Genomic DNA, 11,299 nt, shown 5'->3' with positions numbered 1-11,299 from the left:
TGATGATGGTCTGCATGATAGGCGGTTAACTCAAATTTTTCGAGGGCTCTGTTCCGCTTTGCGCCCAGAGCAGCTTGGCCTTGCGGATTCTGCCATCTTCCTTTAGACCCAGAACTTCCACCTGCACCTCTTGCCCCACCGAGAGGGATCCCGCCCGTTTGGGCTCCTTCTGGGTGAGCTTGGTGTCTGTGTCCAGAATCTGGAAGGTGACTTCGTTGCCCTTGATGTTGGTGATGGTGGCCTTCAGCTTTTGCCCGGTCTGGAAGCAGGCTTTGCGGGCCTGATGCTGGGCCTGGTCTTGTTGGTGTTGATGGTTTTGTTGTTGTCTGTCGTCCTGGGATTTGTTTCCCGCCCCTTGGGGAATCTCGCCAATGGGGATCCCTCCATCCTTGTAGTAGCAAGCCAGCCGGGCTGCCCAGCCCAGGATCTGCAGCATCTCCGCCGGCCTGTCTTGCAGAGGTTGCAAGTACCTTTTGCAGGTTTCGTCAATAAGCTGATAGTATCTTCTGGTTTGTTGGGTACGGCATAGGCCAGTTTCCCGCACCAGCTCGCCGGTGAATCGGAAAAAGCGGGATCCCGCGTCAGGGTGATGGGCAACCGAGCGTAGATAGGCGACGCATTTGCTCAACTCGTTGACATCCACCCTTTCCTTGGCCAAGGTCAGGGCGATGCCGTGGGCGAGATCCCAAGATTGGGGGCTGAGATCGACAGTGTCTGACAGCATGGGGGAACCCTCAGTACACTCCGGTGGGCGGCTCGCGCAGAGCAGTGGGACTCAGGATGGCGGCCAATCGCTTGAGTTGTTCGGGCAAGATGTAGCCCTGGGCAGCTCGAATTTGCTCTTGCACAAAGGCTTGGAGGCGTTTTCCTTCCAGGGTATCGGCTTCTGGGGGATCGTAGCGGCTGTAGCGATCTTTTAGGTTGCCGGACCGCTCGATCTTGTCGAGGGTGACCTGCAGGGATCCCAGGCCCACGGGCTTACCGCCCCCCACCTTCAGCAGCATGGGATGGTTGGGATCCTGCCCCAAAACCGTGAGCAAGGTGCCCAGCTCGGCAGGGGTGAGGTTTTTGAAGTGGATTTGGGTTTTGAAAACTGTGTTTTGTATCGCTTGCTGGGTGGGCGTTCCCCTTGAACTGTTCTGCAACGCGTTTCTGTGGGTGTAGTAGAACTTGCGCCCGATGACTCTGCCGTTTTCCCTCTGAAAATAAGCTTTGCACTGATCCGGGCGTGGACGGTACAGGGGGGGCAGGGATCCGCCACCCGATCCGGTGCCGGTGGCAATGGCATCCCTGAACTCCACCAATCCCTGCCAGTTCAGGGCACCGAAAACGCGGCTGGCCGGACAAAGCTGCTCCTTGTTGCGGCAGGGGTGCCGCTCCGGGGGGATCCGATTTCGGTACTGGCTCATCATCACCGCCAGGGTGCTGTTGGTGATCGCCTCATACATGGCCCGGATGGCCCCCTTGAGGGAGCTGCCCTGGATTTTGAGCCTTCCGTTGGGAGTGGTGGTCATGGTTTTGAGCACCGGGATCCCTTTCACCCCGACATCGCTGCCCAAGGCCAAGTGGCCGGTGGAGATGTGGACGGCAGTCTGCACCGTTAGGGTGAGGAAGAGGGTGCCGTGCAACCTATCGGGATGGAACTGGGCGTGGCCGGCGGGCCGCTCCAGCGTGGGGCGCTGGGTGGGAAACGGGATCAGCTCGTAGGGTTTGGGAAACACGGTTGGTTTGCCTCCACCTTGACTGCTGTTGCCGGCAGACGATCTTGCAGATGCGGCCTGGTTGGGCAATGGGCGAGGGCCTTGGGGGGTCATGGTCACCTCGGGATCAGGGCAATAAAGTGAACACGGGCAGTTCGCTCATCTCGGAAGTAGCGCTGGCCTACCCTGAGATCTTTGGGATGGCTGAGGAGCTTGGGGAAGCGGGTTTCTCGATTTTGGGATCCGTACAGGTCGGCTGCGTGATCCTCCCACCGCCACTCTCCCGGCAGAGGGATAAAGGAGTCCGGGGGAGCTTGGATCCCCAGATACAGCAGATCCCAGCCGTGGGGGGTGCTTTTCCAGCGCAGTTCCCCTTGTTGGGAGAAAACTTGCCCCTCTGGACAGACGGGATCCGCCGGGATCCCCACCTGAATGCCGCTGACTCGATGGGGCCAGCGCAGAAAGGAGTAGGTTTTTTCAGAAGTGGAAAAACAAGCCGAGAGCACTTGGGAAAGCGAGGACTCTGCCCCATCTTGAATCTTGAGGGAGGCGACGTAGGCTGGTTTCATACGGCTTTGGCCTCCGCTTGCAGGAGTTTGGCCCAACTGTTTACGGCGGTGGCGAGCAGATGTTCCACCTTGGCCTCAGACGTCTGATCCCAGGTCAGCCGCGCCCCAAATCCCAAAGGCATTGGCTCCGCTCCCACCGGCACCGCTTGGCAATCGGGTTTGGGGAAGCCGTATTTGCCTGCCTCTTCGGGGGTTAAAAATTCGCCCGCCCCCAACAGGGATCCCTGTGGCCAGGTCAGGGGGGATCCCAGCAGTCGAATCTGCTCGTTTGCCTCATCCACCAGGCAGCCCGGATAGTCCACCACCGCCCACTCGTACTCAACCCGAACGGTGCCCATGCCGCGGGACTTGGCAAAGCCGATGCCAAACCAGCCTTCATCCAGATCCCGCAACGCCAGTCCCAGCAGACCCAGTTGGGCCAGGGTAAAGTTTTTCAGGTGGATCTTGGTTTGAAAGGATCCCTCTACGCACACTTGATACCTGAACGGCCCCACCGCCACTGAGCCGAAGACGCGGTCGATGGCCACCCCATTACGTTCCTCCAGGCGCAGAGGGGTTCCCGGCTTGGGATAGGCATCTTCGATGCGGACCCGGCTGGCGATGGCTGTGTTGCCGAACATCTGATCCGTGAAGGAAGAAAGGGCGTAAACCTGGTGGGGCTCTTCAATTTTTTCCAGCCATTGATTGGCCTTTTGGTCGAGGGGATCGCCGGCCCAGAGTTTGAAGCCTCCCCCCTCAGGACGTCTGTCGCTGCCCACCGTTCGGACGATGCGCTCCGCATGGGCGCGAATTGCCCCTTTGAGGGAGCTGCCGGGAAAATAGACCGTTCGCCCGCCGCCGTGATAGGTTTCGACGAACTCCATATCCGGCTTCGTCGGGTCAGCCCCTTCTTTGCCCGCCTTGATGAGAACAGGGCCATCGGGCTTGAGGGTGAGGCAGAGGGTGCAATGGTTAACGTAGCGTTTGTGCATAGCCTGGGATCCTTCACACCAGAACAGGAGCTTTTGGTTGAGGGGCTTGGGGCGGCAAGCAGTCTGTCCAGTTTGTCAACCGATAGGGGTGGAAAACGCTGACCGTATCGCCAACCGTTGTAGAGTCCATGAAGACCATCGGGATCCCTCCTGACATGAAATAGGGCTAGCGGCGGGGGCCGACCGATTGCCGTTGAGAGGCCGTTGTTAATTTGGCAACCAGGGCTTTCACCCAGTCTTGGCGCAAAGCGGCAGCCTGCTCCGGGCTGAGCGGCTGTCGGGATCCGGCCACCAGCTCTTGAAGGTAGGCCAGCAGCCGTCTTGGATCCCCTTCCGAGTCGAACCAATAGATTGCCGAGATCTGCAGGCGGACAACCCCCAAGCCACGGGAGCGCCCCCCTCCCAGGGGGATCTGTTCCGTTTCCAATTGGTGCAGGCCAATGGCCAAGAGGCCCAGTTCCCATTCCTCGGCATTTTCGACGACGGCATGAAACCGGAAGGGGGTGCTGGCAGGCACCACTTGCAAGTCGTACAGCTTGCCATCTGCCGCCGTTTCCGTATCCCGATCGATGGCCACGCCATCCCGCTCTTGGTACTGGCCAAACCAGGCTTCCGGAACCACGGGCAAATCTCGGATCTGCACCTTGCCGGCCAACCAAGGGGATCCAAACACCTGCGAGACCCAGTCGGTGGCCTCAATGAGCTTTTGAGTCAGAGCCGCATCGTCCCCTTTGTAGTCATTTTTAATTTGGTTGATGATCTGAAATTGCTCGCTGCTGGTCAATTCGCCGGGATCCCTGGCCAGCTCTGGGTTGATGCCCCGCAAGAAACTTTCCAGGCGAGAGCGCATCGCCCCCTTCAAACTGGAGCCGGGAATGAGCGGACGGCCCAGCGCATCCTTGAGAACCGGCAAATCCGAGCCGATGGGTTCGGTGGAGCGGCCCACCCCGATGTGCAGAGCGGTCACGGTGGTGAGGGTGCCGGTGATTTCCAAGCGGTTTTTGAAAACGTCGAACATTGTTCCCTCAAATGGCTGCTCAAGTTAAGGCTTGTACTGCAGAGGTTTGCCATTCCCGAAGCGAGACGGAGCCCTTAATAAAACTCAAGAGGATCCCTAGGATCTGAGCAATTTCTGAGATAAAGTACTCCCTGTCATCGATAAAGAGTTGGTCACCCTCGAGTTTTGCAAATCGCCAGTTGGTTCCTGAGGTTACTGCTCCATAGACACTGTCTACTTGAGAATTGGAGTTCTTGTTAAAGACCTGTGCCCCCACCATACCGGCAACGCACTGGCCCAGACCCCCGATCAAGTCTTCTTTTTTGGCCTCAACGATAATCACCACCGGATCTTGAATGTAGAGTTGGAGAGGGGATAGGCAAATGATGTAGTCGCATAGGCCCACCAACCCCCTCTCGGGATCCACGTTGAATTCCTTGCCGGAAAACAGCGAGATTTGATCCCGACATAGGTACTTCACCTCTCCCAGCACAGGGGCGATGATAAACTCGGAGCGGGCTTTTTCGCTGTTGACCGAGGTGGCCAAGCCGAGATAGCGATCTAGGGTTATTTTCAAGTAATCGGAGCACTCAGTCGGTGGAACCTCTGCAAACAGGCCATGGATGATTCTTGACCTGAGCTGAAAGGTCGAAATGGCTCTCTCAAGGGTAAAACTGCTGTAGGTCACGGTCTAGGATCCTCCTCCCTCTCGCTTGTACTTGAGGTAGCGGGCCCCATAGCCCAGGTAGCGCCGAATCAAGTCAATTTTGATCTCGTTGACTTTGGGGGATGCTCTTTCAATTCCGGCTTCCCTGGCGATGGCTATAGCCCTTTGATGAATCCAGTTGTCGATGTCTTTGATGATGGCTTCTGCCAAAGAGTCTTTGCCCCGCCCCCACTTGTCATCGCGCCCCACCTGGTAGCGCAAAAAGTTCTTGATCACCTCTGAGCTTTCGGTGGAAGCTGCCACGTGCAATAGGTTGCGATATTGGGCCTCTTCCAATCTGTTGAGACCTCTGAAGTTATCCAAGGCGGCTTGAATTCTGGCGACCAGATCATCTTCGGCCAGCCGGATTTGCCGTTGGATCTTGAGCTCTTGTTCCGATGTGATCTCGCTGGTGGCGAAGGTCATAGCGGGTTCTCCCAGAAATGATGATGGAACGGACTGCAAACTTCGATTTGGCCGAATCCTTCAGCAGTGCGTTCGCCAATCCCCCAGTATTCCATCTCCGCCAAAATCGGGATCCAACGCTCCAGTTGCGTGGTGCTCAGCAGAAAGACGCTGCCCTGCGTGGTTACCAATTCTACATCTTTGAACAGACCCCAGGCAGCGTTCCAGCCGGAGACATAGGCGTAGCTGCTGAAGGCCAGCTCCAAAGCCAGGGATCCATCTTCGCAGTTGGCCTCTTCCTGGAGCATCTGGGGGGTGAGCACGGTGGTGCGTTGCCAGCGCTCTTTGAGAATGGCCCCCGACTGCAGCCCAATGGAGAAATACTGCCGCTCCGGCGGAAGGGGCTGCCAGGGATCCCCGAACACCTGCCATTGTTGCCAACGCTGCCGCAGCTTTTGGTTGAAGGCTTCCACCCGCTGGGCCAGGGAAGGCCGGGGAGCAGCCAGACGCCGAGCCGTGACGTTGACCCGGCCCAATCCCCGCGACACCCCTCCTCCCAAGCGCAGCAGGTGGGCGTGGGCGTTGAGGTAGCGGGTGAGGGTCTCGGCCAGCTCGGGATCCCGCAGGTAGATGTAGCCGCTGAAAAGGGAGCGCTCCAGATGCCCATTGGGGCGGGCTTTGCCCTCGTTCATCACCTCTAGGCTGTAGAGGATTTGGTCGGCAGCAGTGGCGCGGCGACGGTTGATCCCCACCCGCGTGAGCAGGCGTTTGGACACAGCAGCTCGTTCGTAGCGGGGCCCCAGGTCAGACTCCTGCTGGCTGTAGAACCCCCCGAAGGGCTCCACTCTTCCCCCGGAACCGTCCGGCTCTGTGGGATCGAACGGGATCCCCAGCCGCTGTGAGCAGAAGCGATCCAGGAGCGTGTCGAACACCCCCGTTTTGCCCGCCTCTGAGCGGAAGCCGGGATTGTTTTTCGAGCTGAAGGCCGTGGCCGGCAAGACCTTGCTGCCGGATCCCGGATAGGCGTGGGTAAACACAGCAGGCCGAGCTGCCGTAAACAGGGCGGCCAAATCTCCTTCCAGCGCCTCGGCAGGGCGATGTTGGGTTTGGCTGAGCATGAGGTCGGCCAGAGCACCGCGAATCACGCTGCCGGGAATGTAATCCTGGGCCTCGCTGATGGAGCCGCCCGGCTTTTGCCGACCGATGGCCAAGGGAGACTGAGCCGTTAGGGTGAGTTGAATGGCTTCCATCAGCTCCCTCCCTGGGCCAAGAAAGCCCAATCGGCTGCGGTGGGCTGGAGAGCCTGCAGGGATCCAGGATCCCAGTGCAGCCAGCCCAAACCTGCGGATTTGCTGCCCCCCAGCGCGATCAGGTGGTGCAGGGCCGCCAACAGGAGAGTTTTGCCCCAGGAAGGGCAATCGGGCAAAAGCTGCAGGGATCCGGAAAAAGTCAGCTCAGCCGCGGGAGAGGTCTCAATGAGGTAGAGCCGCTGATCCTCGGCGGTGCGGCGGCGGCGGTTGAGGGTGACCCCAGGGCGAAGGGTTGGTTCCAGAGCTGCTGGCGGCACCTCGCAGACGAGATCCTCCACCCACAGGCGGGCAGGCAGGGCCGGATTGCCGAATATCTGGCAGACCAGACAATGGGATCCGGCGTAGCCCTCCACCTGGTATTCGGGGCGGTGGAAATTTCCTGCGCTGCCCTCCCGCTGCGGACACATGCGCTCTGGGTCGGGAGAGCGGCAAATGGCCCAGCCCAGGCCACGGGCCAGTTTCTCGCACTCGTGGCGCAGCCGCCCCTTCAGTTGGGAGCCGGGAATGATCAGCCTGCCAAAGGCATCTTTGAGCAGGGGCTTATCCGCCAGGGAGCCGCTGGAGCCGCCGGCTCCCACCGCCAGGGCAGAGGCGAGGGTGGCCCTCAAAGGGATAGAGGTGATCGTTCGCCCCGCTTGGGGCAGCTCTGCCAGTCTCACCATCACTCCACCTCCGCCAGAACGGGCCGACCCTCGGCCTGGGGCTGTTTTTGCACAAAGGCGTACAAATCCACCAGATCCCGCCAGATGGTTTCATAGGTTGGCGTTGACGAGGATACCTGTGGCTCAACATACATCCAGGGGGGAAGGTGGCCGTCGTTGGTTTTGGCCTTGCACCAGGTGCGCTCAAAAGCCTCCATCAGCGGCTGCCCCTTTTTGCCCAGGCGGCTGCGGAAATAGAGATAGTTGAGGGTGGCGGTGCGTTTGCCTTTTTCCAAGAAGCTGCGAATCTGGTAAAGCTGGGAGCGAGGAAAATTGGCCTCCTGCAGGGCTTGTACCGTTCTCAGCAACCCGTGGATTTCCGGGACGGTATAGGGGCCGGCGTAGAGCTTGAGGGTGTGGCTGTTCTGGCGGATCTCCAGAGCTTCCCGACGAAAATCCTGGATGCTGGAGGCAACCAGGGCGACCGACTTCAACGAGAGAAAGTCGATGGTGGCCACAGAGCAGTCCTTGTCTTTGGGCTTCAGCTTTTTCGCGTAGCTCTTGGCGGATTTCAACAGTTGTTCGGTGAGCTTTTCGGCGTAGTAAATGGGGGTGTCTTCCGAGGCGATCAGCACCCCCACCGAGGCGGAGAGCCGACAGAGCTTCCGATCTGCCGCCGGGCAGCGGTGAGGCACCTTGCCGGAAGATTGAGCTGCATAGGTTGCCGAGGTGTCCAGCAGGAGCTGCTCAAACTGCTCACAGAAGGTGGCGGCAATTTCCAGGGCTTTGTGGGCAGGCACCACCACCAACACATCGTCTCCGCCGATGGTCAGGATCTCGAAGGGGTGGATCCACTCGCCGTTGCGGTCTCTGCCGGTTTCCGGATCTGGGGATAGGCCGTGCAGCCGATGGGCCTGCAGGTGCTGGGCGAGGGCGTGGTAAACGGCTTTTTCCGTTGCCTCGGAAACATCCCGGCTAAATTGTCGGTAGGCTTCTGGGGTTTGGATCTGCTGCACATAGCCCCCCATGTCGTTGCCATCGGCGTAAAGGTAAGCCACAAAGCCCTGGCTGCCCAGGCTGGCGTTGGCCACTTCCCGTAGAGATTGGGCCTCGCCGATCCCCTGGACAGATCCCTGATGGGGCTGCAAATAGCGCTCCCGGTAGGGCTCGCCGGCGGGAGAGTTGAGAAAGCGGGCAAATCGCGTTACCCAGCTTTCCACAAAGCCGGGATCCCAGGTGGGGAACTTGCGGAACCACCCTTGCTTGCCTGTTTCAATGCGCTTGGCCTGGCGACCCACCAGGGCTTTGCGAGCGGTGGCTTCCGAGAGCCAGGGCTGATCGACCAGGTCGGCTTTGGCGATGGCAGGGCGACGGTCGGTGCTGTCGCGGCGCAGGTAGGGATGGGTTTCAAAAAAGGCGGGATGGGCGCGGCTGGGGCGACCGGGATCCGGATTGCCGTTGCGGCGGTGGTTGAAGCGGGCGGCCAGGTAACCCACCAACTCGTTGAAACTTTTGCGGTCTTGAAATCTGGCTTCGCTGCCATCCCCAAAATAGGCTCTCACCAGGGGATGGGTTTTGTGTTGCGCCAGCCAATCCAGCCAGGGGGTGCGTTCGATGGGATCCCGCAACAGGCCGTAGCGCAGTTCCAGCAGCCGAAAGGCGGATCCCACGGCGCAGGCGTTAGCGGTGAGGGTTTCTTCGGTGTAGCGCCGCTCGATGGCCTCACAGAGATCGTCCACATGGGCCGCCGGGCAAAAGGCCAGGAGATTGCCCCCGGTGGAGTAGATGATGAGCTCCGGGATCAGGGCTTGCGCCAAAGCCGGGTAGTGCTGCTGCAGCCAAGGCCGGATCTGCTCGGCCACATAGGCCCTCAGCTCTGCTTGAGACTCTTTCCCCAAACCTTCCCATCCCAGGTAGGTTTGCTCGGGATCCCCGAAAAAGGCGGGCAGATCCACCAGGTTAATGCGATCCAACAAAGCGGAGGCCCCGCGGATTTCCGACAGCTTGGCCGACTCGAAGACATAGCTCTTGATCTTGGTGGCCCCCCCGTAAACCAAGCCGATGCGGGTTGTCTGCTGCCACAGCTCCGGGTAGCGGGATTGCAGCTCCGCCGGGGTTCTGGGAAAGGTCTTCGCCGCCATGCTCTCCTGAAATTGGCGCACCTGAGCCAAAATGGGCCGTAGCTCTTCTGGGATCCCGGCCTCGTTGTCGGCGCGAACGGCGGCCCGCATCTGCTGCAAGGTCTCCAGGGCAAACTGGGGATCCCGCTGTTCTCCCCACGCCAGGCACCAGGCCAAGGCAACAGGAACGGGAGAGGGAGCAGAAGTAGGGGTCATGAGCAGCACCTGCGAAATGCGAAAAAGGAAGACAAGTCTTGGACAGGGCTTCCATCGGCTGCGACGGACAGATCCCTAAAGGCTGGGGGCAATTGGCCTCGATTTTTAATCCTTCGCGGAAGACCAAAGCCCTTCAAAAAAGGGTTTGCCGGTTGGGTGGGTAACCAATCGAATCAAGCCGAGAGATGCCCTTGAGGTTACCGATTGTTTCAGCCATATCCGATAAACGCTCTCGCCTCATGGTTTTCAGTCCTCTAGATTGCTAGCAGTATAGATCGAGTGCGATGGGTTGCAGACGATTTCAAGGCTTTCTTCAGATTGTGAGATTTTTTCTGCCTGTACAACGGGCAATTCGAGAGTAAACCCAATAAGAAGGGATCCCTTCTAAAATTTTCTCAATGGAAAGTTGGGTTTTGTGTTGATTGTTGCTGTGGACTGGGAATGGGCTGTGCCTATGCTGAGTTTCTCAGAGCCATCTGCTGATAGAGAAGCGAACGGCAAGTGGCCGACGGGATCCGAGTTGGTGGGGATCACCTTGGAAGTTCAGGCTCCTCGGTCTTACCTGCTGGATCCCCACTATGCCAAAGGGCTGCACGCCTGGTTCTTGAGCCAGGTGCAAGAGACAGACCCGCAGCTATCGGCCTATTTGCACGATGGAGAATCGGAGAAACCTTTTACCCTCTCCCGGCTGATGGGGCCGTTCCGCGAGCAGGGGGGGCGACCGCTGATCCCGCCTCATCTCCCCTTCCGCTGGTGGATCACCGGCCTCAACCCGCCGGTGGTGGAGTGGCTGCGAGGGTGGTGCCAACGGCTGCCCACCTGGCTGGAATTGCGGGGATCCCCGCTGCAGATCCTGGGATGGCAGATCTCGATCCCCCCGCGCACCTATCGTCAACTGTTGGAGCAGCCTCTTTCCCCCCGCTCCTGGAGCCTTTCCTTCGTCTCGCCCACCAGCTTTCGCCACCGGGGCCACCATCTGCCGCTGCCGATCCCTCGCAACCTGTTCCACAGCTATCTGCGCCGTTGGAACGATTTTTCCGGTCTGCCCATCGAGGCGGAGCCTTTTCTGGATTGGGTGGATGGGGAAGTGATCATCCAGCGGCACCGTCTGGAATCGGTGAAAACCACCGCAGGTCGCCAGGGATCCGTGACGGGATTCATCGGCTGTGTGCAGTTGGCTGTCTCCTCCCGTGCGCCTGAGCTGTTGCAGCAGCAGCTCCAAGCCCTGATCCACCTTGCCCCCTACTGCGGCACCGGCCACAAAACCCCCTTTGGGCTAGGGCAAACCCGCCTGGGTTGGTTGGCCGAAGAGCTACCCGCCTCCCCTGTCCCTTCCCGGGAAGAGCAGGTGGCCCAGCGGATCGAGGAGCTGAGCGCCCTCTTTCTCAGCCAGCGGCAACGACAAGGGGGATCCCGCGCCGAAAAAACTGCCCAACTGTGGGCGACGATCCTGGCCCGCCGCGAAGGTGGAGAGAGCTTACAACAGATCGCCGCTGATTTGGAGATGCCCTACGAGACGGTGAAGACCTATGCCAAGCTTGCCCGCCGCTCTCTCCAGTCTGGATCCCAGGACTACTCGTCGAGCAGTCTTCCCTAGATGACTTGAGGTACTTTGTTGAGCCTGATACATTCACGCTGAACTCTCCTGAACATGGTTCAGGAAA

General features: G+C 59.5%; 11 protein-coding genes. 1 reads left to right on the top strand and 10 read right to left on the bottom strand.

The window, feature by feature from the left end; genetic code table 11:
• Positions 1–25: 25 nt before the first annotated feature.
• From NW843_RS07850 to cas10, 10 genes are all read right to left on the bottom strand, one after another.
• Positions 26–724, bottom strand: coding sequence for a hypothetical protein (locus tag NW843_RS07850; RefSeq protein WP_414522606.1), 699 nt, complete (start codon positions 722–724; stop codon positions 26–28).
• Between the two features lie 10 nt (positions 725–734).
• Complete coding sequence (locus NW843_RS07845; RefSeq protein WP_414522604.1) at positions 735–1,721, bottom strand: RAMP superfamily CRISPR-associated protein; 987 nt, start codon at positions 1,719–1,721, stop codon at positions 735–737.
• A gap of 95 nt (positions 1,722–1,816) precedes the next feature.
• Complete coding sequence (locus NW843_RS07840; protein ID WP_414522603.1) at positions 1,817–2,269, bottom strand: hypothetical protein; 453 nt, start codon at positions 2,267–2,269, stop codon at positions 1,817–1,819.
• Positions 2,266–3,240, bottom strand: a complete 975-nt coding sequence (locus NW843_RS07835; protein ID WP_414522602.1) for an RAMP superfamily CRISPR-associated protein — start codon at positions 3,238–3,240, stop codon at positions 2,266–2,268. The genes NW843_RS07840 and NW843_RS07835 overlap by 4 nt, the downstream gene beginning before the upstream one ends.
• Before the next feature lie 166 nt (positions 3,241–3,406).
• The gene (gene csx7 / locus NW843_RS07830) at positions 3,407–4,258 is read right to left on the bottom strand and encodes a CRISPR-associated RAMP protein Csx7 (RefSeq protein ID WP_414390637.1); all 852 of its coding nucleotides are present in this window, start codon (positions 4,256–4,258) and stop codon (positions 3,407–3,409) included.
• Positions 4,259–4,277: 19 nt separating this feature from the next.
• Positions 4,278–4,925, bottom strand: a complete 648-nt coding sequence (locus NW843_RS07825) for a hypothetical protein (RefSeq protein ID WP_414329367.1) — start codon at positions 4,923–4,925, stop codon at positions 4,278–4,280.
• 3 nt (positions 4,926–4,928) lie between these two features.
• The gene (locus NW843_RS07820; RefSeq protein WP_414344023.1) at positions 4,929–5,369 is read right to left on the bottom strand and encodes a hypothetical protein; all 441 of its coding nucleotides are present in this window, start codon (positions 5,367–5,369) and stop codon (positions 4,929–4,931) included.
• Positions 5,366–6,598, bottom strand: coding sequence for a CRISPR-associated RAMP protein Csx10 (gene csx10, locus NW843_RS07815; RefSeq protein ID WP_414344022.1), 1,233 nt, complete (start codon positions 6,596–6,598; stop codon positions 5,366–5,368). Before csx10 ends, NW843_RS07820 begins: the two co-directional genes overlap by 4 nt.
• Positions 6,598–7,320, bottom strand: a complete 723-nt coding sequence (locus NW843_RS07810; RefSeq protein ID WP_011432243.1) for an RAMP superfamily CRISPR-associated protein — start codon at positions 7,318–7,320, stop codon at positions 6,598–6,600. Before NW843_RS07810 ends, csx10 begins: the two co-directional genes overlap by 1 nt.
• A complete protein-coding gene (gene cas10, locus NW843_RS07805; protein WP_414522601.1) occupies positions 7,320–9,635 on the bottom strand; it encodes a type III-B CRISPR-associated protein Cas10/Cmr2 in 2,316 nt (771 codons plus the stop codon). The genes NW843_RS07810 and cas10 overlap by 1 nt, the downstream gene beginning before the upstream one ends.
• 415 nt (positions 9,636–10,050) lie before the next feature.
• Here cas10 and cas6 point away from each other — a divergent pair, with 415 nt between their 5' ends.
• Positions 10,051–11,232, top strand: coding sequence for a CRISPR-associated endoribonuclease Cas6 (cas6, locus tag NW843_RS07800; protein WP_011432245.1), 1,182 nt, complete (start codon positions 10,051–10,053; stop codon positions 11,230–11,232).
• Positions 11,233–11,299 lie beyond the last annotated feature (67 nt).

This window comes from Synechococcus sp. R5-12 (assembly GCF_047502655.1).
Classification (GTDB): Bacteria; Cyanobacteriota; Cyanobacteriia; order Thermostichales; family Thermostichaceae; genus Thermostichus.
The sequence above is the reverse complement of the archived record's forward strand: the minus strand, read 5'-3'. Positions and strand labels throughout refer to the sequence as shown.